The 24,391-nt window shown below is 35.0% G+C and carries 24 protein-coding genes and 1 tRNA gene; 8 read left to right on the top strand and 17 right to left on the bottom strand.

Annotated features, from left to right (window positions below; all coding sequences use genetic code 11):
- Positions 1-67: 67 nt before the first annotated feature.
- The 9 genes from AB5M32_RS09600 to AB5M32_RS09560 all read right to left on the bottom strand — a co-directional run bounded on the left by AB5M32_RS09600 (position 68) and on the right by AB5M32_RS09560 (position 7,251).
- Entirely contained in the window at positions 68-778 is a 711-nt protein-coding gene (locus tag AB5M32_RS09600) for a hypothetical protein (protein WP_178286042.1), read from the bottom strand.
- 435 nt (positions 779-1,213) lie between these two features.
- A complete protein-coding gene (locus tag AB5M32_RS09595; RefSeq protein ID WP_010737800.1) occupies positions 1,214-1,609 on the bottom strand; it encodes a rhodanese-like domain-containing protein in 396 nt (131 codons plus the stop codon).
- Between the two features lie 14 nt (positions 1,610-1,623).
- The gene (locus AB5M32_RS09590; protein WP_010718843.1) at positions 1,624-2,589 is read right to left on the bottom strand and encodes an ROK family glucokinase; all 966 of its coding nucleotides are present in this window, start codon (positions 2,587-2,589) and stop codon (positions 1,624-1,626) included.
- Positions 2,589-2,801, bottom strand: coding sequence for a YqgQ family protein (locus AB5M32_RS09585; RefSeq protein WP_010718842.1), 213 nt, complete (start codon positions 2,799-2,801; stop codon positions 2,589-2,591). The genes AB5M32_RS09590 and AB5M32_RS09585 overlap by 1 nt, the downstream gene beginning before the upstream one ends.
- 20 nt (positions 2,802-2,821) lie before the next feature.
- Entirely contained in the window at positions 2,822-3,520 is a 699-nt protein-coding gene (locus AB5M32_RS09580) for a rhomboid family intramembrane serine protease (RefSeq protein WP_063627259.1), read from the bottom strand.
- A gap of 13 nt (positions 3,521-3,533) precedes the next feature.
- Positions 3,534-4,079 carry a 5-formyltetrahydrofolate cyclo-ligase gene (locus AB5M32_RS09575; RefSeq protein ID WP_088775699.1) on the bottom strand — a complete coding sequence of 182 codons (546 nt, stop codon included), beginning with the start codon at positions 4,077-4,079 and terminating at the stop codon, positions 3,534-3,536.
- 360 nt (positions 4,080-4,439) lie between these two features.
- The gene (locus AB5M32_RS09570) at positions 4,440-5,435 is read right to left on the bottom strand and encodes an iron ABC transporter permease (RefSeq protein ID WP_010718839.1); all 996 of its coding nucleotides are present in this window, start codon (positions 5,433-5,435) and stop codon (positions 4,440-4,442) included.
- Positions 5,432-6,421, bottom strand: a complete 990-nt coding sequence (locus AB5M32_RS09565; protein WP_025480160.1) for an iron ABC transporter permease — start codon at positions 6,419-6,421, stop codon at positions 5,432-5,434. Before AB5M32_RS09565 ends, AB5M32_RS09570 begins: the two co-directional genes overlap by 4 nt.
- A complete protein-coding gene (locus tag AB5M32_RS09560; RefSeq protein WP_172595703.1) occupies positions 6,418-7,251 on the bottom strand; it encodes an ABC transporter ATP-binding protein in 834 nt (277 codons plus the stop codon). Before AB5M32_RS09560 ends, AB5M32_RS09565 begins: the two co-directional genes overlap by 4 nt.
- 142 nt (positions 7,252-7,393) lie before the next feature.
- Here AB5M32_RS09560 and AB5M32_RS09555 point away from each other — a divergent pair, with 142 nt between their 5' ends.
- Positions 7,394-8,350 (top strand): ABC transporter substrate-binding protein, encoded by a 957-nt coding sequence (locus tag AB5M32_RS09555; RefSeq protein ID WP_178286040.1) that lies wholly within the window; start codon positions 7,394-7,396, stop codon positions 8,348-8,350.
- 78 nt (positions 8,351-8,428) lie between these two features.
- On the opposite strand, the gene AB5M32_RS09550 is transcribed toward AB5M32_RS09555, so the two are convergent.
- Positions 8,429-8,932 carry a dihydrofolate reductase gene (locus AB5M32_RS09550; RefSeq protein ID WP_010737807.1) on the bottom strand — a complete coding sequence of 168 codons (504 nt, stop codon included), beginning with the start codon at positions 8,930-8,932 and terminating at the stop codon, positions 8,429-8,431.
- A gap of 168 nt (positions 8,933-9,100) precedes the next feature.
- A complete protein-coding gene (gene rpmG / locus AB5M32_RS09545; protein WP_002320810.1) occupies positions 9,101-9,265 on the bottom strand; it encodes a 50S ribosomal protein L33 in 165 nt (54 codons plus the stop codon).
- A 206-nt stretch (positions 9,266-9,471) separates the two neighbouring features.
- Between rpmG and AB5M32_RS09540 the strand changes: the two genes are divergently transcribed.
- The gene (locus tag AB5M32_RS09540; RefSeq protein WP_010718834.1) at positions 9,472-9,918 is read left to right on the top strand and encodes a DUF2188 domain-containing protein; all 447 of its coding nucleotides are present in this window, start codon (positions 9,472-9,474) and stop codon (positions 9,916-9,918) included.
- A gap of 108 nt (positions 9,919-10,026) precedes the next feature.
- Here the strand turns inward: AB5M32_RS09540 and asnB are convergent, their stop codons facing one another.
- The gene (asnB, locus tag AB5M32_RS09535; RefSeq protein ID WP_368024425.1) at positions 10,027-11,922 is read right to left on the bottom strand and encodes an asparagine synthase (glutamine-hydrolyzing); all 1,896 of its coding nucleotides are present in this window, start codon (positions 11,920-11,922) and stop codon (positions 10,027-10,029) included.
- Positions 11,923-12,511: 589 nt separating this feature from the next.
- Between asnB and AB5M32_RS09530 the strand changes: the two genes are divergently transcribed.
- The gene (locus tag AB5M32_RS09530; protein WP_010718832.1) at positions 12,512-13,459 is read left to right on the top strand and encodes a glycosyltransferase family 2 protein; all 948 of its coding nucleotides are present in this window, start codon (positions 12,512-12,514) and stop codon (positions 13,457-13,459) included.
- 78 nt (positions 13,460-13,537) lie between these two features.
- On the opposite strand, the gene AB5M32_RS09525 is transcribed toward AB5M32_RS09530, so the two are convergent.
- From AB5M32_RS09525 to AB5M32_RS09515, 3 genes are all read right to left on the bottom strand, one after another.
- Positions 13,538-14,902 carry a DUF6056 family protein gene (locus AB5M32_RS09525; protein WP_178286036.1) on the bottom strand — a complete coding sequence of 455 codons (1,365 nt, stop codon included), beginning with the start codon at positions 14,900-14,902 and terminating at the stop codon, positions 13,538-13,540.
- A gap of 612 nt (positions 14,903-15,514) precedes the next feature.
- Positions 15,515-15,602: transfer RNA gene (locus AB5M32_RS09520), tRNA-Ser, on the bottom strand.
- A gap of 196 nt (positions 15,603-15,798) precedes the next feature.
- Positions 15,799-16,365 carry a TetR/AcrR family transcriptional regulator gene (locus tag AB5M32_RS09515; RefSeq protein ID WP_010737811.1) on the bottom strand — a complete coding sequence of 189 codons (567 nt, stop codon included), beginning with the start codon at positions 16,363-16,365 and terminating at the stop codon, positions 15,799-15,801.
- A gap of 254 nt (positions 16,366-16,619) precedes the next feature.
- Between AB5M32_RS09515 and AB5M32_RS09510 the strand changes: the two genes are divergently transcribed.
- From AB5M32_RS09510 to AB5M32_RS09495, 4 genes are all read left to right on the top strand, one after another.
- Positions 16,620-17,948, top strand: coding sequence for a DUF1576 domain-containing protein (locus tag AB5M32_RS09510; protein WP_178285980.1), 1,329 nt, complete (start codon positions 16,620-16,622; stop codon positions 17,946-17,948).
- Positions 17,917-18,252, top strand: coding sequence for a hypothetical protein (locus AB5M32_RS09505; protein WP_025480148.1), 336 nt, complete (start codon positions 17,917-17,919; stop codon positions 18,250-18,252). Before AB5M32_RS09510 ends, AB5M32_RS09505 begins: the two co-directional genes overlap by 32 nt.
- 413 nt (positions 18,253-18,665) lie before the next feature.
- Positions 18,666-19,262, top strand: a complete 597-nt coding sequence (locus AB5M32_RS09500) for a TVP38/TMEM64 family protein (protein WP_010737813.1) — start codon at positions 18,666-18,668, stop codon at positions 19,260-19,262.
- 92 nt (positions 19,263-19,354) lie between these two features.
- Positions 19,355-21,157 (top strand): glycerophosphoryl diester phosphodiesterase membrane domain-containing protein, encoded by a 1,803-nt coding sequence (locus AB5M32_RS09495; RefSeq protein ID WP_034698405.1) that lies wholly within the window; start codon positions 19,355-19,357, stop codon positions 21,155-21,157.
- Between the two features lie 224 nt (positions 21,158-21,381).
- Here the strand turns inward: AB5M32_RS09495 and AB5M32_RS09490 are convergent, their stop codons facing one another.
- Positions 21,382-21,600, bottom strand: a complete 219-nt coding sequence (locus AB5M32_RS09490; RefSeq protein ID WP_010737815.1) for a hypothetical protein — start codon at positions 21,598-21,600, stop codon at positions 21,382-21,384.
- Between the two features lie 456 nt (positions 21,601-22,056).
- Here AB5M32_RS09490 and AB5M32_RS09485 point away from each other — a divergent pair, with 456 nt between their 5' ends.
- The gene (locus tag AB5M32_RS09485) at positions 22,057-22,206 is read left to right on the top strand and encodes a hypothetical protein (protein WP_010718765.1); all 150 of its coding nucleotides are present in this window, start codon (positions 22,057-22,059) and stop codon (positions 22,204-22,206) included.
- Positions 22,207-22,297: 91 nt separating this feature from the next.
- Here AB5M32_RS09485 and AB5M32_RS09480 read toward each other — a convergent pair whose 3' ends face one another.
- Positions 22,298-24,082, bottom strand: coding sequence for a glucosyltransferase (locus tag AB5M32_RS09480; RefSeq protein ID WP_178285978.1), 1,785 nt, complete (start codon positions 24,080-24,082; stop codon positions 22,298-22,300).
- Between the last annotated feature and the right edge of the window lie 309 nt (positions 24,083-24,391).

Genomic DNA, 24,391 nt, shown 5'->3' with positions numbered 1-24,391 from the left:
GTGGCTTGATTTCCGTTAGTACTCCCTAAATGCTAAATTTCAATTTTGCACGCTCTATGGATACTTGCTAGTGATTCCTATCTCTTTTTTCTAGAGGAACAATGTGTTGGCATTGATTATTATAATGACAAGCATCATTAGTTTCGCTCGATTGTCGTCTCAATATTTTTTTTAAAGGTACCCCACCCTTATCCATTTCAATTCCTTGACAATTTGTTATATTCTCTGGTTTATCTGTGTTACTCTTTCTGAAAATGTTTAACGATTGACCCCACTTCTTAATCCTTTTCCTGAACGTTAGCTTTTCAGTTGTCAACTTACTTGTTTTTTGTTCTTGAATGTTTTCTGGTTTTGAACTATCTTTTTGTTCGACCAATTGATCTTCTATTATTTTTTGTGGAGAATCTAATACGCTCTCTATATTTTCTATAACCACAGAATTGGTTATAGAGACTCTACTTTGGCTTGGACCATCATGGCTGATTAAGCGTTTTATGTTATAGTCCTTTACGACCTGCTGATATAATTGGGCAGAAAGATCTAGTGAGTATAATACTCTCCCAAGTTCAGATTGCTTTACCTTCTTATTTATAATCTTAGACACAACCGATTCAACGATCTCCTCATATGTCTTTCCTTTTAATTTACCAGCTAGTGAAACCTCAATCGTTCCAACAAGTTTATCAAGTTCCTTTTTTCTTTTTTCTGTTATTTCTTCTTTTTTTACTACTCCTGCAGGTTGTTGCTCAGTGAAAGTTTCATTAGATATTTCTGGCATTGTCTTTTCTCCCCCATTGTTTGATTTATCATTGAATCATCATACATGACGTACGCAATGGAGATAGAACTTTTATTTCTGGAAAGAATAAAATTTAGTATTTTATCTTGTGCGATCTAATGAATTCTTTTTATTCCCGTTGCCTAATCGAATAATCAGTCATGCAATTTTCTAAAAAGTATCTGTTACTTTATATACAAAAACTTCTGATAAATTGGCTCTATCATTTGTGGAACTGATGAATGTATCAATCCCAAAAAGTAAGACCAAAATCTAACTTCTGGTGGTTACTACAGAATCAAAGTTGATCCTTCAGCCCCATTTTCCTTCCAAATGAAATAACAAAAAATCTGAGACAGAATGAGGTTCATTCTGACCCAGATTTGACTTTACACGACTCATCAGGATTGACCGATAATTTGACGTCATGACGTTCTATACTTTTTTACTTTTAATCTTGCCAGACCAGCCATCATATCCACCTTTTAAGATATAGATATCTTGGTAGCCAGCTTTTCTTAACTTATTCGCTGTACGAATACTTAAGCTTTTCTTTTGGTCGTAGATATACACCGGTTGATCTTTTCGGATAGATCCTAATGAATCTTTTAAAACAGTATAAGGGATATTTCTTGCCCCTAAAATATGTCCTGCATCAAACACGTCTTTTTCACGAACATCAATGACTTGTGCCTTACGCATCCCATCACGAAATTCTTCTTCTTCCAGTGTTTTTGCAGAACGTTTTGCCATTACTCGTAGATAAACTTCCCAAAACACAATAGCAAGAATAATCAATAGCAAAATGATGTTAATTACCCATAAAACCATGTCATTCCTCCACGTTATTCCGCAAATTTCAAGGCTAATGAAGCAGCACCGATCACGCCAGCTTCATTTCCTAATTCTGCTAATTTGATTTTTGTTGATTGTTGTACTTGAGGGAACGTAAATTGGTTGAAATATTTTTCAACACGACTACGTAAAAATTCCCCGGCAGCAGATACTCCGCCGCCTAAAACAATACTTGATGGGTTCATAGTGTTCCCTAGATTACCGCAAGCTAATCCTAAGTAGAAACAAACACGATCAACGACCATCAGACCAAATGGGTCGTCTGCTTGTGCCATTTCAAAAATATCTTTACTTGTTACTTCTTCTCCATTATCAAGCATTGCTTTTAATTTTGAATCTCCGGCATACTCTTCTGCTAAGAAACGTGCTAAGCGAACTACACCTGTTGCACTTGAAACTGTTTCTAAGCACCCTCTTTTACCGCATGTACATTCAAAACCTTCTGGGTCCACTGTAATGTGTCCAATCTCGCCACCTGCACCAGCAACGCCGTGGATCAAGTTCCCAGCAGCAACGATTCCGCCACCGACACCCGTTCCTAAGGTAACAAAAATAACGTCAGGATCATTTTCCCCTGCACCTTTCCAGCGCTCACCTAAAGCAGCAACGTTCGCATCGTTATCAATAGCAAATTTGATTCCAGTTCCTTCTTCAATTTGTTTTTTTACGTATTGAAGTTCAGTCCAATTTAAATTGTAGGCTCCGATCACTGTACCTGCTTCACTATCGACACTTCCTGGTGTTCCCATACCGATTCCGATGAAATTTTCAGCATTCATGTTATATAATTTGATACGATGATTTACTGACTCGATAATTTCCGGAATAATATGTTTACCGTCATCCAATATATTGGTATCGATGCTCCATTTTTGTTGAATCTCTCCTTCTGGTGTTAGAATTGCAAATTTTGCTGTTGTTCCACCTAAATCAATCCCAATAATTTTTTTGTCCATTACAAGTTTCCTTTCTTTCGGCTTTCTTCCACTCGGTGCTCTCGTTTTAGTATGCGCCACGCTGTCATGTATGTATCATGATCGATCAAACGACTGTCATGAAGATTCTTCAATTCAATCGTCATTAATTCAATATCATAGATACGTGACCCAACATAGACAAAGATGCCAAATCGTTTGAGCAGTTGTTGCACGTCATATAAGCTCTCCATCTCAAAGCACTTCCTTCACATTATACAAGTAATCCGTAGTTTTTTAAACCCAATAAAACACATATTATCAAAAGAAATCCAAAAACAAGCGTAGATAGGATTTTTTGATGAATCGAGTAATTGGTCACTTTCTGTGGTAGGCCGATGATATTTCCTATAAGCAAGCCACCAACAATCCCACCGAGATGCCCCCAGATATCGACTGAGGTATCCGTCAAACCAAATACAAAACTGATAACAATAAACAACATGTAATGACGAATCAATTGGCGAACCTGAGAGTTATTTTTGAAATGAAATCCAAGAATGAATAACGCACCAAACAAACCAAACAAAGAAGTACTTGCTCCACCAGATAGAACGCCAAGATCGTTGAATGCAAAACTCGCTGCATTCCCAAGGATACCACTAAACAAATAGATCAAGAAAAAACGCCAATGACCGTAGAGTGTTTCAATTTGGTCTCCCATAAAATATAAAATCAAAGAATTCATGACAAAATGCACCAGTCCAAAGTGAATGAAAATCGGTGTAATAAACCGCCACCATTCATTTCCAACTACAATAGACGGCCCAAACATGCCTAAATATGCTGGAATATTTAAAAATGGAAAGAACTCCATCATTGCAAACACGATGGTTTGTATCGCTAAAAACAAATAAGTCAAAATTGGTCTTCTTAGCCAAGCGTTTAATTTTAATTTCTGTTGATAATTCATGTAACCCTCCTTATTATTTATCGATAAACAAGTGTTGCACTTTTTTATCAAAACTTTCTGGTACCCATTGATTGTTTATTTGTTCTTGAAAAACCAGACTACATGTCTGGTTCGGATAATTGGCTAGATAGCGATCATAGTAGCCTCCACCAAAACCAATCCGATAACCATTTTCATGATAAACAACCCCTGGAACGATCAGCAAATCGATAGCGTCCGGTGAAAAAGAATGATCAGATAATGGCTCCAGTACGCCAAAAGCGGTGCGTTCAAATCGGGTATCCGGATCAATTTTAAAAAAACACATTTGACGTTCAGGCAATGTCTTAGGAACAAGTATGGTTTTACCCTCTTCCCATGCCTTTTCAATAATTGGGGTCGTAGCCACTTCTATCTCATTTGCCATCGTCAAACCAACCACTTTTGCTTGCTGCCATTCATTACTTTGAAAGAGTTGTTGGTAAATTTTTTGCTCTTTTTGCTGCTTCTGTTCACTTCTAGCAATCTTTTGTAAATTTTCAATGCCAAGTTTTCTAAGTTTTTCTTTAATATGACTCAAACGTATCAACCCACCTCTCGTTAAAATGGTAGCGGAAAATAGTAAAAATAGCAATTTAACTTTTTAAATAAAAAGAGTTTTATAAACAGAATTTAAGACATCACTCTCACTCTTTATTCTAAAAACGAGTAAACGGTGTTCACGCATCAGCTCCTTGAAATAAGCCTGAATTTTTCAAAACATGAGAAGCTGTTAAAAAAATTCTTTCTTATTGTCATTGGAGCTTTCCGATGCCTTCACGACCTCTGATTCACTCTTTTCATTTGAATAGTCAGAATAATCGTAGTCTCAAAATAACGAGAAACTACTTTGGGAAACACTGCTTACTCAACACAATCGTTTCTTCCCCGTATTTATTTTCTAAGCAATCGTTTGTTTGGAAAATAATAAATATAAGAAATATGGAGCTCCTAGGACCGCAATTAAAATCCCAGTAGGAATCTCACCACTTGGTAAAATCACTCGTGTAAGAACATCTGCAATCGTTACAAAAAATGCCCCAAATAATCCACTCAAGATCAAGGACAGTTGATTTTCTCTTCTGACGACAAATTTAGCCAAATGAGGAGCTAACAAACCGACAAAAGATAAGCTGCCAGCTACCGCAACGCTTCCGCAGGCTAAAGCAACAGCGAGTATCAATAGGATTTTTTGACTTTTCTGCACGTCTAATCCTAGACTTTGCGCTCTTTCTTGACCAAAAGATAATAAACCAATTCGTCGACTGTAAATCAGCACGAAAGGAAGCAAAATGACTGCCCAAGGTAACAATGAGAAAACATATGGCCAACTAGCTCCCCAAAGTGAACCTGCTAACCAGGCATTAACAAAACCATAGTTTTCTTTCGACAATTTAATCGTAAATAAAAGCATCAATGCCGACAATCCAGCATTGACTGCAATTCCTGATAGTAAAAGCCGGTTCATCCCTAAAAAACTATTTCTCGTATAAGCAAACAAGTACACAAGTAAAGCTGCAAGCAAGCCGCCTAGAAAAGCCACGATCAATAGTAAAAACGGAAAAGTTTGGTTGGCATAAAAGCCCAAATAAATCATAACGAAAAAACCTGCTCCAGCGTTAATGCCCAATATGCCAGCATCAGCTAGTCTATTTCTGGTAACTCCCTGCAAGATAAAGCCTGAAATACCTAAACACATACCAGCAAGAAGACTGATTAATAGACGAGGGGCACGAAATTCATAAACAATCAACTCTTGGATTGCCGAACCCTTCCCTTGAAACACCTCAGCTAATTGATCAAATGGAATAAATGGTGTGCCAATCATTAAACTTGCAACTATACTAACAACTAATAAAAGAAATAAAACAACTAGTGATTGGTAACTTCTTTTCATCCTTGTTCCCTCCTTACTTGGAGTAGTAAAAACGGTACACCGATCAAGGAAATTATTAAGCCGAATGGCGTTTCAAATGGCGGATTGATCATTCGTGCAACATAATCCGCCAACATCACTAATCCTCCACCTGCTAAAAAAGAGGCTGGTAAAACATACCGATAATCGGAACCAATGATTCCTCGGACGATTGGTGGAACCATCAATCCAATAAATGAAACTGGTCCAACTAACGACACCGCCATTGCAGCTAACCCCGCCACTAATACAAATGCAAAAAATCTGATCCGTCCAGGGTTGCCTCCTAATGCCAAGGCATGTGACTCACTTAAGTTGACCAACGAGATGGAGCGACCTAGCAAAAAAGAACCACTAACTGTCAACAGATAAATCGGAGCCAAAATTTCCAATTGATGCCAAGTGACATTCGCAGCGCCTCCCACGAACCAAAACGCCAAGTCTTGTTGCAAATTGAATAGTTGTGTCAGCGCTTGACTAATAGCTGTAAAAAAAGTACTGATCGCAACACCTGCTAAAATCAATTGAAGTGGATTCATCCCCATTTTTGAAAAACGTAAGAAACCAAAAACAAATAACGTAACTACCAACGAACCAAGTAATGACAGTAAAAAAACAGAAAAAGCAGAAGCTTGTGGCCAAAACGCAAAACAAAGAGCCATTGCAAGTGATGCTCCTGCATTAATTCCTAATAACCCTGAATCAGCTAAAGGATTCCGTGTCACACCTTGCATCAATGCGCCACTAAGAGCAAAACAGCTTCCGACTAAGAAAGCCCCAAGCACTCGAGGCAACCGAATCGTTCGGATAATCAACTGCGATTGAACTGAGTCGTCAAATTTAAAAATCGCTTGCCACAAATTAGAAAAGTCGACAACCGCCGCTCCATTGGCTAACGCAAAGAAAAATATACTAACTACTCCTAGCAACAATAGGGAAAGAATCATTCGTTTCCTCTTTGTCTTCATTGTTCATCCTCCTTACGATCATTGATTAAATCGTAAGACAAAACAACGGGTTTATTCGTTTCAGGCAATTCGATGATCTGCGCTTCAATTTCATAGATTTCCCTCATCCATGACGTTGTGATTACTTCATCAGGTGTGCCTTGAACCACTATTTGTCCTGCTTTCATCCCAATTAAATAGTCAGAAAAGCGAGAAGCGTGATTGATGTCATGGATCGACATTAAAATGGTTGTCTGTTTGATATGATTGATCTCTTTCAGTAAATGTAAGATTTCCAATTGATGCGCAGGATCTAAAAAAGTGGTTGGCTCATCTAAAATCAAAATATCCGCTTCTTGGGCTAAAGCCATCGCAATCCAAACTCGTTGAGCTTGTCCACCTGATAGACTCGAAAGCTCTCTTTCTTTCAACTTAGTTAGTTGCGTCGCTTCCAACGCCCATTGGATAGCATGTAGATCTTCTTCATTTAATCCACTAAAAAATTTTTGATAAGGATAACGACCATAAGAGACCACCTCTTCGACAGTCATGCCTAAAGGGTGTTCACTACTTTGGGCTAACAGTGCAATTTTTTGCGCTAACATCTTAGGACTATATGTAGAAATTTCAGATCCATCTACGATAATCTTTCCTTCTTTGACAGGTAACAGTCGAGTAAAACTTTTTAATAAAGTTGATTTACCACTGCCATTAGGACCAATCAAACTTGTCACTTTTCCTTCTGGTATCTTGATAGACATTTTTTCAATCACTTGTTTATTTAAGTAACCCGTTGTAATATCAACAGCTTCAATCGTCGTCAAATTTTTCATCCTTTCCCTGAAAATCATTCTCAATTATGAAGCTCCTTCACAAATTCGTCAAGTTTTACTCAAAATGGCTCTTTCCCGAAAATAGTTGACATGACCACTATTGTCAGGAATAATATCAATTGAGAATGATTATCAATGAAAATCCCTTCAGGAGGAAAAAATGAAACTAAAAAAGAATATCTTTACCATTGGGGCCACAGTGTTGCTGCTTAGTTTACTTAGCGCCTGCTCTTCTTCAAATAATTCATCCAATTCAACTGGCACAGCAGGTAATGAAACAACTGCAAAAACTCACCTAGTGACTGATGCCTTGGGTCATAAAGTCGAGATCCCTAATCAACCAAAACGAATCATCGGGAGTTACCTCGAAGACTATCTTATCGCTTTAGGTGAAAAACCTGTTGCTCAATGGACAGTTGGTAGTGGATCGATTCAACATTATTTACAAAAAGAATTAAAAGATGTTCCCACGATCTCTTATGATCTTCCGTATGAAAAAGTCTTAAGTTATGAACCCGATCTTTTATTGATCTCTTCTTCGGCTACAGTTGAAGGAGGTAAATACGAGCAATACAGCAAAATTGCGCCAACCTATGTCGTAAAAAATGGGAATGATGTCACTTGGGAAACCCAACTAAAAGATATCGGAAAAGCATTAAATAAAGAACAAGCAGCCGAAAAAATCATTACTGATTACCAAAAAAAGGTGAAAGCCACTAGACAAGAACTCGCAGATAAAATCAACGGCAAAACGGCTGCTGTTTTATGGGTAACGAATAACTCAGCATTTATGGTTAGTGAAACACGTTCAAGTGGAAGAATCATTTACGGTGATCTAAAATTTGGTGTGCCAAATCTAGTTACTGAAATCTCTAAAAATGCAACTTCAGATTGGTCAGCTGTCTCTGCAGAAAAATTAGCAGAGTTAGATGCAGACTATCTCATCTTAGTCAACAGTGATGAAAAAGCTGCGATGTTTAATGAAGCAACTTGGCAAAATTTAAAAGCGGTCAAAGAAAATCATGTCTTAGAATTTGGTCCTGAATCTAGTTGGCTCTATAATGGTCCAATAGCTAGTCAAAATATGGTCAATGATATCCAAAAGAATTTGAAATAAATCACCTGAACAAGAATAGACGTTCACCTTCCTTTCTTTACAAATTGGAGTGAACGTCTTTTTTTATTTAACTATGTGCTAAACCACTTTGCTCATTTTTTGCCATTTCTGAAATCGATGAGGGTATTGATTTTCTTGGTTGACAATTCCTTCATGTTCTTCCACTAATTCAAAACTTGTAAAATCGATTTCTCCAATAAATGTATCCCCCTCAAACTCTGCATCAATTAATGTTCGCCAGATGATTTTTGTTTCTGGTAACAAAGCTTGAAAAATTCGACTTCCTCCTGACACATAGATATCTTCAGGTATATCCTTGGCATATGCCAAAAGTTCATCAATCGAATGAAGGACTTCCGCATTTTTTTCTACTTTAAAATCTTTTTGAGTAGTTAACACAATGATATGCCGATAAGGAAGAGACAATTTGCCCATGCCTTCATATGTCTTTCTCCCCATCACTAATATTTTATCCATCGTATGTTCCCTAAAAAAACGCATATCGTTTGGTAACCTCCAAGGAAGCAGACCATCTTTTCCAATCAAACCATTCTTGTCTTGTGCCCACATTGAAATAAACATGTGTTTCATCCTCTCAAACTGAATTTGAACAAACGATTTCAATCATACAAGAAAAACGACCCTGTTACAAGAAAAAGAGTCGCTTGTCAGGTTTATGGTTTCATTCAACCTTCACTATTAAAAAAAGTCTAGCTTCCTAAAAAGGATTCTAGACTTACGCTGAACTAATTATTTAGTTTCACGGTGTAAAGTAACTTTACGTTCGCGTGGGCAATATTTTTGTTTTTCCAAACGATCAGGGTTGTTACGTTTGTTTTTGCTTGTTAGGTAGTTACGTTCTTTACAAGAAGTACACTCTAAAGTAATGTTTACGCGCATGTTTTTCCCTCCCATTTTTTACTAGAATCCTCTAAGATGACTCTCAGACTTGATTATCTTACCATGATTTCCACTAGATTGCTAGCCTTTTTACAAAATTTGTTAAGTAAAACTACTTGACGAAAGTGATCTAAATAACTACTTGCTAAACAAAATCTTTTCCTTTTCCAACTATTGCGCTTACACTTGAAATATAAATAATTTTTGAGGAGGAAGATTTTATGCCTTGGAATATGAAAGATTATCCGCCTGCAATGAAAAATTTAGAAGAGTTAACACGAAAGAAAGCAATCGATATCGGTAACGCCTTGCTTGCAGAAGGCTATCCTGATGATCGTGCTATTCCGATTGCTATCAAACAAGCCAAAGAATGGTCAGAAGATGCTACTTCTACTGAAAAAAAAGAGTTTTCTCAAGAAAAAAATCCAACAAAGCATGATTCTCATGACACAAATCCAAGAGCTTCTAAATTATTGACAGCCAAAGTGATCGTAAAATTTGAAGAAGATAAGTGGATGGTCCAATCAGAAGGAGCTAAAAAAGCAAGTAATCATTTTGATACGAAAGAAAAAGCGATTGAAAAAGGGAAAGAAATTGCTCAAAACAAAAACACATCATTAATTATCTACAAAAAAGACGGAACGAAAGAAAGAGAAATAAACTATTAATAAAAAACAACTCCTCCACAATAAAGGAGGAGTTGTTCACTGTTAAAAAGGAATAAAATCAATCCGCTCGAAGCGGGATGTTCTTTTGCTTCGCTAACTGATTACTTTTTAGACTGTTACATAATCGATTGCTTCAGCCTTAGGGATTTCTTCGTCAACGAAGAAAACTTTATACCAAGTTAAAAAGCTGAAAATCGTCCAAATTTTTCGTTGTTCTTCATGACGCCCTTCATGATGGTCATTTAACAACTTCATAATTTTTTCTTGATCAAAGAATTCTTTGGCAAAATCAGCCTCAAATAATTCTTTGACTTGTTGATAACCATGGTCTTCTTTCAACCAAGCTTTGATTGGTACTGGGAAACCAAGTTTTACACGGTTAGACCATTCTTCTGGCAAATGTTTATTTGCTGCTTGTCGGAAAATATCTTTGGTATTATTTTGATTTAACAGATACTTACTTGGGATCTGTTCTGCCAACCTCATCACTTCGATGTCAAGTAACGGTACGCGTACTTCAAGTGAGCTGGCCATTGATAATTTATCCGCTTTTAATAAAATATCTTTTGGCATCCATTGATGAAGGTCAACGTATTGCATTTTGTTCACTTCATCTTCGATTTTTTCAGTTTTAGCATAATGGACTGCCATAATCTCCTGAACGGAAGGAGCCTTTTGGTATTCTTGTGTTAAAATATCTGACGCTTCGTTTTCTTCAAACACTCGGGCATGACCAATAAAATATTCTTTCGCAGGAGCTAAAGATTCATATAAATGGATTCTACCGTGGAAGTTTTTCATCTTGCCAATTTTTCGTCCCAAGTTATAACGTGTTCCTTTTGGTAGTTTCTTCAACCCTTGAGCAATGACACGAATAACTTTTGAATTCGTATGGAACCCATAAGTTTGGTATCCCGCAAATAGTTCATCTGCCCCTTCACCTGATTGGACAACTCGAACACTTTGCGAAGCCAAGTTTGCTAAGAAATAAAGTGGGACACATGAAGGATTCGAATCTGGCTCATCTAAATGGTATTGAATCAAAGGAAAAGCTTTAAATGACATATCTCCATCGATGACAGCTGCTGTATTATCTAAGTCCAAAAGTTCTGTTAACTTTCTAGCTTCAATAGCTTCATTATATGTTTTATCATCAAACCCAATTGAAAAAGAATGATCAGGTTTTAATACAGAAGTCACATAGCTTGAATCTACCCCACTAGATAAGAATGAGCCAACTTCTACATCGCTGATCGTATGTGCTTTAATCGATGCTTCAACTGTTTCATCAATCTTATCGATCCATTCTTTCCGTGAATAGTTTTGTTTTTCTTCAAAATTAGCATCCCAATATTGATGAATCGCTAACTTATTATCTTTGTAAGTGAAATAATGACCTTCTGGCAAACGGTGAACCCCTTTAAAAAAGGTTTCTCCATTTAATGGTGAATATTGAAATGTCATATAAGGTTTCAAGGCTTCTTTATTCAATTCTTTATGAAAATCTGGATGTGGTAAAAAGCTTTTGATTTCTGATCCGAACATAAATGTGCCGTTCATTTCCGCATAATAATATGGTTTGATTCCAAAATGATCCCGAGCACCAAATAATTCATTGCGTTTATTGTCCCAGATTGCAAAGGCAAACATACCCCGAACCTTTTGTAATAGATCAGTTCCCCATTCTTCATAACCATGCAACAATACTTCTGTATCCGCATGTGTTTGAAAAATATGTCCAGCTGCAATCAGCTCTTCTCTAAGAGGTTGGTAATTATAGATTTCCCCATTAAAAATGATGACTTTTGTCCGATCTTCATTATAGATAGGTTGTTTTCCAGCCTCTAAGTCGATAATACTTAATCTTCTAAATCCTAAAGCAACATGCTGGTCAATATAATCACCCGAACTATTCGGTCCCCGATGAACGATTCGATCCATCATGTCGTTTATGATTGCTTTTTTATTGTCTTTGTCGTTAATAAATCCTACAATTCCACACATTTTATTTTTCACATCCTAGATAATAATTACTATTACTTTGTTTCGTCCATAAGCATCTTATCATAGAGGCTATTAAATCTTGAAATAATAGCTCTCTTACAGTTTCGTCACATGAAATAACAGTGAATATTTTTGAGTTCTACTATAAAAAAAGTAGTCCTATTAATTAATTTAACATGTTTTGACTAAGGAAGCTATTTTGTTTAGCAAAGACTTGAAAAATATTCATTATTATTTAATCATCTCTATCATTTAACCAATCAAAAGATAGTCCTTACTAAATAATCCGCTCTAATTAAGTTACGAGCGATTTCCAATAAGACTTGTTTGATTTTACTCTTAAACCTTCTTGTCGTGAAAGAAATTCCGTTGGAACAATCTCGTTTAAAAACAAGAATATATTTTCCACTTTCAAATAAACCTAACTAGATCTGACCTCATCTCGTCTAGTATCTGGTTTATATTTTCATTTCTATTTCTTCGAACATAGCTGAGAAGACTTTGTTCGTTTACTTATCTCTAAAACTATATTTTTTTTGATTCATTCATGTTATTATTATGAAGGATCTTTATTGGAAAGGGTAATGTTATGAAAGTATCAATTGTGGTTCCATGCTATAACGAAGAAAAAACAGTTCCTCTTTTTTTTAACGAGGTCGAAAAATTTAAGGGAATACATGAATTTGAATATTTGTTTATTGATGATGGTTCAAGAGATAATACATTACAAGCAATCAAAGCATTAGCTAATGACCATGAATATGTACGCTTTATTTCCTTTTCTCGAAATTTTGGGAAAGAAGCTGCTTTATATGCTGGTTTACAAGCTTCTACTGGCGACCTTGTCTCTGTAATGGATGTTGATCTACAAGATCCACCTGATCTATTACCAGAAATGATTGAAACAATTATGCAATCTGATATTGATTGCGTCGGTACTCGTCGTTCGACTCGTGACGGTGAACCACCGATCCGTAGTTTTTTTGCTAAGAAATTTTATCAGCTAATCAATAAAATCAGTGATACTGAAATGGTTGACGGAGCGAGAGATTTCCGTTTAATGACTCGCCAAATGGTTGATGCTATCTTGGAATTAACTGAATACAACCGCTTTTCGAAAGGCTTGTTCAGTTGGGTTGGTTTTAAAACCAAGTATATTTCCTTTGAAAACCGTGAACGAGTAGCTGGTGAAACCTCTTGGTCTTTTTGGAAATTATTTAATTACTCTATTGATGGAATCGTCAACTTTTCAGATGCACCATTAACAATTGCTTCATTCGTGGGGGCATTATCATGTATTGGTTCAGGTCTTGCTATTTTATTTATTATTTTACGTGCCCTGTTGTATGGTGATCCTACAGCTGGTTGGCCTTCCATGGTCTCTATTTTCTTGTTTATCGGAGGTATCCAATTATTGTGTCTTGGAATAATTGGCAAATACATTGGAAAAATCTTTTTAGAAACCAAACAACGTCCAGTGTATATTATCAGAGAGACTGAAAAAATTAATCCAAAAAACTATCAAAGCGAGAAATAAAAAAACTCAAGTTGTAACGATCTCAATAGTTAGTGATCTAACTGTTGGATTTCCTACAACTTGAGTCTTTTTTTATTTTCATCTATTTATGATGGTCAAAACAATGGTCCCAATCCCCAGCATAGTCAAACTAAATTGTACGAGTTCTGCTTTTTGCGGATTCCAGGTTTTCAACAATTCTTTTACCAGCATTAACACTAAAATTCCTACAACAATATATAAAATATAATAAGTTCTCATTCCTGAAGCCCAGATCGTAGGAGAAAATCCCATAATTATTCTTGAACAAGCGCCCATCATCATTAACAACATAAGAAAAGATGCTGTTTTTTTATTTTCAAAACTTAAGTAAATCCCTAGGAGCAAACAAGCCAATAAACCTAAAACAAGTAAAGTCGCTAGCCATGATCCAGGACGAGTAAGTGACAGATTCGTTCCAGTATCGGTAAATAGCTTTGTTAAGTGACTGCTATCCCATATTTGTGCACGACTATTGCCACGTATGTGTATAAAACTTTCACCCATCGTATTCCCTAGGTAGATAATCAGATTCAAGAAAAAAGGTATAGCAGATAATAAGCGGCCATAATAATTTTTGCACTTGTTATAAGAAAGTAAAAAAACAAATAAGAACAAAATTAAGAACAATACATTTGTATCTAGAAAAAAAGGCTTTCCAAAAGAAGAAATACCCAAATCTAATTTAGTGATAAAGCCAAATTGATCATATTGAGGAAACCACTTACTAATTTCTTGAGATGTCCTGATGGCATTCCCCGGTGTTGTCAACGAAAATAGTAACTCAATAAAACTTATGAGCAATGGGAGAATCAATAAGCGATGATATGCTCTTTTATATAATAAATAGCCAGTTATAATGGCCGTTAAAGTAAAAAAGCACGCATTCACTTGTTCTTGGTTAGCAGCAAATATCAGGAAAGGCAAACTAAACCAATAAATACTAGGAGTGATAGCTCTTCCTTTTAAGCGTTGGAAGAATGGGAAAAAAGCGAATAAGCAAAATGAAACGGACCATTGATAATTCAAAGTTGTCGACTCCCAGCCTGTTTCCCCCATCACGGTAAGTGGGACTAAGCAGTAGACAGATGTAACTAGCAACACGTTCTTACCATCCAATTTTTCAAAAACATACTTACAAATCATCAGAACCGTGCCCAACATGATGATTGAATTGACAAATTTCCACAGCAGAAAATGTTTAGAAAAAAACATCATAAACAGCTCTATGATAATTCTCGAACTCCAAGTTTTATAATGTTCGATCGAAGCTCCTAAATACCCTAGTTGGTCTAATCTATTTGAGTAAACTAAATCGTCTGCTCTAAATGATGGCATATATAGATTGAAAAATAAAAAACCAAGCCAAATAACTAAAAGCAAAAAAAATAATTCTTTATTAATTCTTTTTTTATTCCAGTACATTATTAAACTCCTTTTTATAATTTATCCCAGCAATTATAACACAGAGGCATCTGTTTCCTATATTTTTTTCATCCTTTTATTTTTAAATAATGAACAAACTGGTCACTTTATCAAAAATAAACATAACGATTAACAGGTTTCATTCATTGGTTTTCCAAAGCGTTTGATCAACCATATTCGGCTAAAAAAGTATTCATTACTTGTTAATAAAACTTTACAAGAAAAATAAGTACTCCAAACAAATAACACCGCATAATTTTTGAAACATTCATAAATTCTCCATTCTAAATGATATCGTTCATGAAGAGACAAAAGTTACAATAACTATCGATAGGCATCTGACGGAAATTCGGAATACAAAAAGAGGTTATGAAAACTTCGGGTAGCTCCAATGACAACAAGAAAGAATTTTTTAAACATCTTTCCATGTTTGAAAAATTCAAGCTTATTCCAAGAAGCTGCTACTTAAACACTATTGATTTATTTTTTGAGTAAAGTGTGGGTTTAATGTCGCACCATCAGAATAGTCTTTCGGGGGAATCGAAAAATAATTCAGATTAAAAAACACAACAAAAAAGACACGACCTAAATCGTGTCTAACTGTTGGTATAAAGGAAGGTACGGGACTTGAACCCGTGCACCACATTTCTGCGGCTCGCCGGATTTCGAGTCCGGTGCATTACCACTCTGCCAACCTTCCATACCTATTATTTTTAAACTTTTTTTAGTAAAAAGTCAAGCCTATTTCCCGATAGAAATCAAAAACCGGCATATTTATTTTATGAGAAGACAAAAAAACACAAGAATCATTTTCTGCTCCTTCTTAAATAGTGCCCAATGTGAAGTAAGAAAGAGTATTGGAATGAACCTTGTGTTATCACACTTCATAAGTAGATCTAACTAATTGTTTCAGGATTTTCTAAAGAAAGAATAGAATCAATCGTTCGCTTGATGAACGAAATAATTTGTTCTTCAGTTGGGTGCATGATGTTTGAAGACATTAAAGATGCGATTCCAGTAACTGCAACCCAGGTTCCAGTGTGTAATGCATCAACGTATTCATCTGACAACTGGTTGTATCGATGATCTTGTTTGACGATTTCACGGAAATAGTTATAAGAAAAATCATGCATTTTTTGTCCATCGCCATGTTCGTCGATATATAATGCCATGTAAAGACTATGATGTTTTTTTGCAAAGTAGATATAGTTTAATCCTAGGTCAATAATTTTATCTCCAGTACGTTCAACTGGAAAAACATTTTCTTTGAGTTGTTCAAAAATTGAGTCTAATAAAGTATTTTTTAGATCCTCCATGTTTTTGAACTCTAAATAAATAGGTTGTGTGGATATACCCATTTTTTTAGCAATATTTCTCGCAGTAAACCCTTTAAAACCTTCCTTTGCAACAACATCATAAGCAGCTTTTAGAATTTGATCTTTAGTATAGACTTTTCTTCTCATTAAAACTCCCCCACTTCTTACTGCAGTATATGTTGTTTTATTGTAACCGATATACACAGTTTTTGGCAAATAATTTACTCAAAACGTTATATTTTAAGTTTTTTTCTTATTTATTTTTAACAATGATACAATATTATTTAAGAATAAACAAAAATACTGTTTCCCCTTACAAAAATTGATTTTTCTGTAACTGTTAGTTGACCAAAAGATTTCTTTCACGTTATAGTTAAAGAAAACGACAAAGAAGGTATGTAATGGTTAATAAAAACGACGTTATTTATATTCACCCCATCAAAAAAAAGCCATCTCAAAAAAATAAGTATTTTTATTTAACATTTACTGGCTTGTTTTTTCTAATAATCGGGCTTGTTTCTGGACATCCGGTTGAAACTATTGAGGGGCTCAGCAATATCCTTACTTCTCCTAGTAATCTGATGACCGATTATTTGGCAATAGGTGGTTTTGGAAGCGCATTTATCAATGTTGGTGTCCTGACTTTGTTGTCCGTACTTCTTTGCTATCATCATAAAGTCTATCTAAATGGACTAATCTTTGCTTCTGTATTAACCGTCACAGGCTTTTCTTTTTTTGGAAAAAATCTGTATAACTCTCTTTCCATTATTTTGGGTGTCTATCTCTATGCACATTTTGTACATAAACCTTTTTCACAGTATATTATGGTTGGCTTATTTGCTAGTGCCTTGTCACCTGTAGTTAGTTATATCACTTTCGGTATGAACTTACCATTGGGATTAGGTATTTTATTTGGTAATCTGACTGGTGTACTCGTTGGTTTTTTACTCCCTCCTTTGGCATCGCATACCCTTATTTTTCATCGTGGATTCAATTTGTATAATATTGGTTTTACTTCTGGATTGATCGCCATGGTCGTGGCTGGTATCCTTCGGTTATTTGATTTTTCAATTGAAGTTCAATCGTTCGTTTCAACAGGCTACCATCAAGAACTTACATTAGTCATTTTTCTTTTTTTTAGTTTAACTACGCTATTTGGTCTTTTTATTAATTCATGGAAGCTCACTGGTTTACATGACATTTTTCAAACTTCAGGAAAAGTAACTACTGATTTTATGGCGATCTCAAGTATCGGTGCCACCTTACTAAACATGGGGTTAGTAGGGCTAATGCTTTCCATCTATGTTCTTCTTATTGGTGGTGAATTCAACGGCCCGATTATTGGTGCAATCCTATCTTCAGTTGGATTCAGTGCCTTTGGTTGTCATCTAAAGAACAGTTTCCCCATACTTATAGGGATTTATCTTGCTTCATATCTGGCTACTATCCATGATGCCTCTCAAACAACAATGATCGTAGCAGCGATATTTGGTACTGCACTTGCTCCCATTAGTGGTTTTTATGGTAGTATTTTTGGTATTTTAGCTGGATTTTTGCATATTGTCTTAGTCCATAACGTCAGTGCATTACATGGCGGATTAAGCCTATATAATAGTGGATTCTCAACTGGATTCGTTGCAGGTTTTCTTGTACCGATCTTAGACAGCCTGACTGTTGGCAGAAAGGAAAAGGATGACATTGGAAAAAGAATTATCAAAAAGAATCATTAGTGAATTTTTAACCTATCTTTATTCTCACGAGATCACTGAAATAAGGATTGGGCTAGAATCAACACCCGAAGGATTATATATTGAAATTCAAGGAACTTGTTATTCTCCTCCTTCTGATTTGCATGAGTTAGCGGAAATGCTCAATGAACCAAGAAATCCTACTATGGATCTATATTACCAAGAGCTTGGAAATGTTTTTCTGGATCAATCAGATTTCCGATTACTTGGAAGTCTGATTGATGATGTGGAACTCATGTACGAACTTCCCATCTTAAATATAAAAGTATTTAGACGAATCCTTTGATTTAACAGGCTTAGTGAAAAGACAAAATGAGACACTGATTTTCACTCCCCTGAGATATTCCCTTTAGCTTTCATATAGTTATGGCGTTCAGAGTATTCTATCCACGTAAGTAAGCTAGAAACGCATAAGAGGTAAAGCAAAAACTTCTTCTTTTAGTTTCCTCAGCTTATTTTAAAGATTTAATACTTGAACGCCGATTTTTCATTTAATAGAGGATATTTTCCCTAAAACTACAGGCACAAAAATAATACTTCAAATACATCTCTAGTTGGATGTTTTTGAATCGTTTTTAAATTATACTTATTACAACTTACAAAATTGTTTGATAACTGTCATTTAAAATAGTGGCACAAAGAGTCACTAATAAAGTACATTAGTAATATAAGAAAACGTATCAAAGGAGTTGATAGACGTTGAACATTGCGGCATCACGGAAATTGATCAATTTTATATCTATCATTGGATTAGTAATTTCGATAGGCTTAACGATTTATTTTATCAATTTGGGTGTATTTAAAGATTTAAATTCTTTAAGAGGATTAGTTGGAGATTCAATTATCTTAGGTCCTATCATTTTCATCTTAATCCAAATCCTGCAAGTTGTTATTCCAATCATTCCTGGAGGGATAAGTACAGCAGCCGGTGTATTAATTTTTGGACCTTATGCTGGTTTTATTTATAATTATGTAGGGATTTGTATCGGTTCGATCATCATCTTTTTACTTGGTCGACGGTATGGTAAACCATTTATTTTATCTATGGTCAGTGACAAGACGTATAACAAGTATGTTGGTTGGCTCGATAACCAGAATCGCTTTGAAAAGTTATTTGCTTTAGCAATTTTTCTACCAGTGGCCCCTGATGATGCGCTTTGTTTAATGGCTGGTCTAACAAATATTTCTGTAAAAAAATATACTTGGATCATTTTATTGGCGAAACCCCTCTCGATTTTCTTATACAGCATGGCTTTGATTTATGGTGGACATTTCTTAAGTGGATTACTAGGATAGTTTATTATAAGTGGGCGTACTGCGTTAAGTATTTGCGCAATCTGTCCACTTATTTTTATTTTTACGTTATAATATTTATGGTAGGTGATTGAATGTTAATTTATTTAAAAAGAAGTTTAGGAAATGCTTGGGACTTTCTTAAAGGAACTCAAGCATATTTTCGTGATGTTTTGATTATGCATTTATTTATTTTATTTATTTGTTTACCCTTATTGAATAGTACGACCAGATTCATCTTGAATCGAGGAGCCATTGATTATATATCTAGTGATAATATCTCTACGATCCTTTCACAGCACCCAGGTGTCTTATTGTCTTTGACTGCTGTCTTACTAACTATCTTACTCCTAGTTTATTTTGAGTTTACTTTTTTATTGATGAGTGTTTACTTTATTAAGAAACAAACACCTATCTCGTTGAAACAGTTACTTCAAGCAACGTTTCGTCAATTAAAAAAAATACGCCCATTGACTTTTCTTTTTTTCTTAGCTTATTTCGTACTTATTTTACCGATTAGTGGGTTGAGTTTTAATTCTGATTTACTATCTAAAGTTAAAATCCCAGCTTTTATCATGGATTTTATTTTTACTAATCGTTGGATCGTGGTTAGTAGCTTCATTCTGTTTTATATCTTTTTAGCTTACATTGGTATCCGTCTCATTTTTGCCTTACCAGAAATGATTCTACGTGATCGACCATTTAAACAAGCGGTTAAAGAAAGTTGGTATTTAACCAAATCACGTTTTTTTGCAATCCTTGGACAGTTCATCATTATTGGTGGTAGTATTTTACTCATTTCATTTGCCGGCTATTTAATTGTGCTCCTCGCACAAATAATTGTAGAACAATTTTTCCCTAATTATTCATTGATTAGCGCTGTTTTTGCAATGACGATTCTTCAAGCTATCCTTTTATTCAACATCGTTATGTCAACAGTCGGAATTTTTTACATTATTATTGATTTCATGGATGATGAAGGTTTTCTTCCTGAGACTCCTAACTGGTTTCGTTTAGAATCTCCTAACAAACGTTTTTCTGTTCTTAAAAATACAAGCTTAGTTTTATTTGCTGTATTTTTTGGTGTAGGTGTTTGTCTCTACAATATGGATTATTTGACTTCTGCTTCTCAAACGAAACCTGTAACGATTTCTCATCGTGGTGTCAGTGGAGGTAACAGTGCCCAAAATACTTTAGCTGCTTTAGAAAAAACAAGTCGTACCTACCATCCTGATTATGTGGAGATGGATGTACAAGAAACCAAAGATGGTCAATTCGTTGTCATGCATGATTTTAACTTAAAAAAATTAACAGGGATAAATAAAGCACCACAAGATCTAACCTTGAAAGAATTAGAAAAGTTAAAAGTAACTGAAAACGGTGCGAAAGAACCTGTCGTTTCCTTTGATACTTATTTAAAGAGAGCCAATGAATTAAATCAAAAACTTTTAATCGAAATCAAAAATTCAAAAAATGATTCTAAAGATATCGTTGATCGCTTTGTCAAAAAATATGAAGAAAACATTTTAACTCATCAGCATATTCTACAAAGTCTTACGTATCAGACAGTATCTGATCTGAAAAATGCCAATCCTAATTTTTATGTAGGCTACATCCTACCATTCAATATTGTTGGACCACCAGTTACTCCGGCTGACTTTTTGACGATGGAGTATAGTACGATCAATCGGAATTTTATTGATTCAGCTCATCAAGATGGTAAAAAAGTGTATGTCTGGACGGTTAACGACTCAGATGGAATCAGTCGTATGATGTTTTATGGTGTTGATGGGATCATTACTGATCAAATGACTATCTTAAATGAAAATATCAAAGCAATGGATGAAGAGATCACCTATTCAGATAAATTATTGAATTTCGTTTTAGGTGTTGGTTAAAAAAAGAGCCCCATGGATTGAATCCATGGGGTTCTTTTTCAATTACTTTATCTTTCTCTCGCGCTTTTCACCGCACGAACCACTGCTAAGATTGCCGGAATAGCAGAAATAACTGCTAAGATAATGCCCATTTTACCTGAACTCTTTCTTTTTTGCATGTTTTTTCGCTCCCTTCTCTCTCCTCTAATTATAGAGAAGTTTACGATATTTCTCAAAAAAAGTGTTTATGAAACCAAAGCAGATTCTGCTACTGTATAAATTTCGTCCAGTTTAACTAGTAGACGAAACTTACTATCGTAAACAGCCAACCGATCTCTCTGATCATAGCTTTCTACAAAAATAACAGCCGTATTAGTATATGTACGTTCCACGCAACCAATCACTTCATAGTTCACTCCAATCGGTTTGCATATGTATGACTTGCCTATTTCTAATTTTAACATTTCTCAATTCCCTCCTTTATTTTGTTAATCTTTAATTTATAATAACAAAAAAAAGAAGATTTGAAAACGATTTATTGAATTTTTTTATATTTTTTCTTAGAATTACACGATTTCAATCTAGTTTCCCCTTTTTCTCACATAACTAATACCAAGATATAATTGTAATTTATAAGTGACAGATTTGTTTGAAACTGTTAGCCTTTTGTTCGTGTAAACCTCCGAAAAAGCATCTAAACTATTCTGTGAGGAGGGAATTTCATGATTGTTATTCAAGCTACTGTATTTATCCTGTTATTGATTGGATTGCTTATTGGACTCACAGAAAATTAAGAATCCCTTGTTGACATAGCAATTAATTGCGAAAAAAAAATAAGGGTGCTACACTGATTACAGGAAGGAAAATTTAACAGAAAATTCCAACCACAATTTACATTAATAAAAAAAGAGGTGACTTACATGACATTTACTAAAACAAATATTGAATACCGAGTTGCATTTGATACTGTATCCAATCAATTTATGGCAATTGATGCTACAAATGAAAACAACGTAGCATTTGGTATCACGATTGAACAAGCTGTCCGTGCATTAAATGAATCCAAATAAGGAGTGAATCATTTCTAATGACCGAAAACAACTCGGGATCGAAAAAAGAATAAAGACGTTTGCAACTAATACAGTTAGCAAACGTCTTTTATTATTTATTCAATTCGAGTTTGTGCTTTATTTTCCCCCATGAAATTTTGCTGATTCCCAGAAAGATTAGAACTATCGCAATTTGCATGATTGGTACTCCTGCCCCCGTATACACACTTAGAAAATAATCTTTTTGCTCTGGCGAGTAGGAACAAAACCATGAAACCCCAAATAAAAATAAAAACTGGGTCAATATCAAACCACTAGTAATGACTAGTGCAGAACAATAAAAACCACGATCTTTTTTAGCATAGATTGAACCTAAGATCAAAAATAAAAATCCTAAAATCGCTAAACATAGAACAACACCACTTGTCTTTTGATAAATCGCAATCATAATATTAGAGATTTTCGCTGTTTTTGATAAAACTAAAATCGGCGGTTGTGGATCTTCACTATTAATCCAATTATTCAATAAAGGAACCCGCAAAAAGTTTTGCGCTGCTTCTACATCCGCATGGGTTCCAAAACTGTAATTCCCTCCTTGATGAAAATCTTTGTAAAATAAATTGTCACTATAAGCTGTCCTAAAAAAATCTAAGAGTACTGGAATATCCTCGGCAATCTTCCCATCTCCTGTACTCATTAAGTAGACTTCACGTTTCTTCTTCAAATCTCCCTTACGATAAGCAGCCCTTAACTCTTGATTGACTTGTTTCCAAAATTCATTGGTTTCTTTTGCGTTATTTTGATAGTAGCCAGACTCATTCAACACATCTCGCAGTGCCCAAAAAATAATGTCTCCCTTTAATTCCTTTACTTTTCCTGCCTGAGTCCAAGCATGTGTCGTATATAATTCTTTGATTCTAGCAGCTTCTTTAGCAAAAGCAGGTGACACAGCTAATGCTTTATTTAACGCTTCATGAGAAACCCAAATCCTACTGTTCTCTTTGTTTATGTTCGTTCCATCATCTATTCGAATCAAGTTCTTCATCAATTGAGCAAACTCTCCGCTCGTACGATCATTGACTACTGCAAGATGATAGACTTCTTCATTTTTATGCTTAATCATTTGGTTTGTCACGATAAGGCTGATCATAGGAAGAAAAAACAAACTGAGCTTGATCAGTTTTCTTCGATCAAAGGTAATTTGTGAAAGAAACTTTTCAACAGTTTTCGTTGGTCTAAAATCCACTCCTAATAAAATCTGAACAAAACTAATGATTAAGGCTGCCAGAACAAACGGCAACAACCAGAGTGAATCTTCGCGAATATACCAGTAAAATGGAAAGATTAGAGACAACAAGAAAAACCAAGGTAAAATAGTTTTTGTTGCACGATATTTACGATAATAAATAGCTAATAAACAAGCAACGATAATTACGACAGATGGAATTACAATGGCGTTTCGATAAATACGTGTCGAATATTCATGGGTAAAACCGATTGGTGAAAATAAAAAAAAGACATAGATAAAAAACAAGATACTATTCTTTTTAACGATCGGCTTTACACTCAGTGTAATCAGCACGCTAGCTAAAATATTAAACCCACCTAATAATAGCGAGTATGGTAGCTGAATTTTATTGGCAAAAGCTAAAAATAAGCTATAAGAAATACCTTTTGATAAAGTTTTAGCATTGTACTCTCCTAACCACTGCCCGTCCACTAAATTACGGGCATAATGAATAAAAAGCTGGTCATCATAGCTAGCTGTCATATCGATGCTGTAAGTCGCTTTGTAATAGAGATAAAGACGTATTAGTGTAAGAATTAGAGCGATACCACAAATAAAATAAAGTTGTTTTTGCCTAACATACTGAAGCATTTCCTTTACTCTATCCATGTACCCTAACCTTTCCTCCGCCTTTCTTCTTGATACTAATCATATTTGATAATTTATTTTTAACCAATTCACTCAACTCCTTATTCAATAAGCCTCTAATAAGTATAGCAAAAATTCATTTCATTGATATTAACCTTAAAGGATTCTTATTAACTTGTTTGATTGCTTTTTTAGCAGGTTCTAAGCGTTAAAAACAAGAATTATACTGTACTAACTTAATGACTGATCTTTTCCACTTTGTAACTATCGTAATCTGCTGTTGTGCAAATCATTTCCTTTATATATCTATTTTTATCAATAGGTGATTAA

Source organism: Enterococcus sp. C57 (assembly GCF_040887305.1).
Lineage (GTDB): Bacteria > Bacillota > Bacilli > Lactobacillales > Enterococcaceae > Enterococcus_B > Enterococcus_B hirae.
Note: the sequence above shows the minus strand (reverse complement) of the source record. Positions and strands in the feature narration are given on the sequence as shown.

What these genes read in the sequence shown, in the direction of transcription:
- AB5M32_RS09595 (WP_010737800.1), bottom strand. Translation starts at nt 1,609, where the DNA reads ATGGTTTTATGGGTAATTAACATCATTTTGCTATTGATTATTCTTGCT.
- AB5M32_RS09590 (WP_010718843.1), bottom strand. Translation starts at nt 2,589, where the DNA reads ATGGACAAAAAAATTATTGGGATTGATTTAGGTGGAACAACAGCAAAA.
- rpmG (WP_002320810.1), bottom strand. Translation starts at nt 9,265, where the DNA reads ATGGGAGGGAAAAACATGCGCGTAAACATTACTTTAGAGTGTACTTCT.
- AB5M32_RS09530 (WP_010718832.1), top strand. Translation starts at nt 12,512, where the DNA reads ATGAAAGTATCAATTGTGGTTCCATGCTATAACGAAGAAAAAACAGTT.
- AB5M32_RS09510 (WP_178285980.1), top strand. Translation starts at nt 16,620, where the DNA reads ATGGTTAATAAAAACGACGTTATTTATATTCACCCCATCAAAAAAAAG.
- AB5M32_RS09480 (WP_178285978.1), bottom strand. Translation starts at nt 24,082, where the DNA reads ATGGATAGAGTAAAGGAAATGCTTCAGTATGTTAGGCAAAAACAACTT.
- AB5M32_RS09585 (WP_010718842.1), bottom strand. Translation starts at nt 2,801, where the DNA reads ATGGAGAGCTTATATGACGTGCAACAACTGCTCAAACGATTTGGCATC.
- AB5M32_RS09600 (WP_178286042.1), bottom strand. Translation starts at nt 778, where the DNA reads ATGCCAGAAATATCTAATGAAACTTTCACTGAGCAACAACCTGCAGGA.
- AB5M32_RS09495 (WP_034698405.1), top strand. Translation starts at nt 19,355, where the DNA reads ATGTTAATTTATTTAAAAAGAAGTTTAGGAAATGCTTGGGACTTTCTT.
- AB5M32_RS09525 (WP_178286036.1), bottom strand. Translation starts at nt 14,902, where the DNA reads ATGTACTGGAATAAAAAAAGAATTAATAAAGAATTATTTTTTTTGCTT.
- AB5M32_RS09580 (WP_063627259.1), bottom strand. Translation starts at nt 3,520, where the DNA reads ATGAATTATCAACAGAAATTAAAATTAAACGCTTGGCTAAGAAGACCA.
- AB5M32_RS09565 (WP_025480160.1), bottom strand. Translation starts at nt 6,421, where the DNA reads ATGAAGACAAAGAGGAAACGAATGATTCTTTCCCTATTGTTGCTAGGA.
- AB5M32_RS09515 (WP_010737811.1), bottom strand. Translation starts at nt 16,365, where the DNA reads ATGAGAAGAAAAGTCTATACTAAAGATCAAATTCTAAAAGCTGCTTAT.
- AB5M32_RS09490 (WP_010737815.1), bottom strand. Translation starts at nt 21,600, where the DNA reads ATGTTAAAATTAGAAATAGGCAAGTCATACATATGCAAACCGATTGGA.
- AB5M32_RS09555 (WP_178286040.1), top strand. Translation starts at nt 7,394, where the DNA reads ATGAAACTAAAAAAGAATATCTTTACCATTGGGGCCACAGTGTTGCTG.
- asnB (WP_368024425.1), bottom strand. Translation starts at nt 11,922, where the DNA reads ATGTGTGGAATTGTAGGATTTATTAACGACAAAGACAATAAAAAAGCA.
- AB5M32_RS09570 (WP_010718839.1), bottom strand. Translation starts at nt 5,435, where the DNA reads ATGAAAAGAAGTTACCAATCACTAGTTGTTTTATTTCTTTTATTAGTT.
- AB5M32_RS09485 (WP_010718765.1), top strand. Translation starts at nt 22,057, where the DNA reads ATGACATTTACTAAAACAAATATTGAATACCGAGTTGCATTTGATACT.
- AB5M32_RS09540 (WP_010718834.1), top strand. Translation starts at nt 9,472, where the DNA reads ATGCCTTGGAATATGAAAGATTATCCGCCTGCAATGAAAAATTTAGAA.
- AB5M32_RS09560 (WP_172595703.1), bottom strand. Translation starts at nt 7,251, where the DNA reads ATGATTTTCAGGGAAAGGATGAAAAATTTGACGACGATTGAAGCTGTT.
- AB5M32_RS09550 (WP_010737807.1), bottom strand. Translation starts at nt 8,932, where the DNA reads ATGTTTATTTCAATGTGGGCACAAGACAAGAATGGTTTGATTGGAAAA.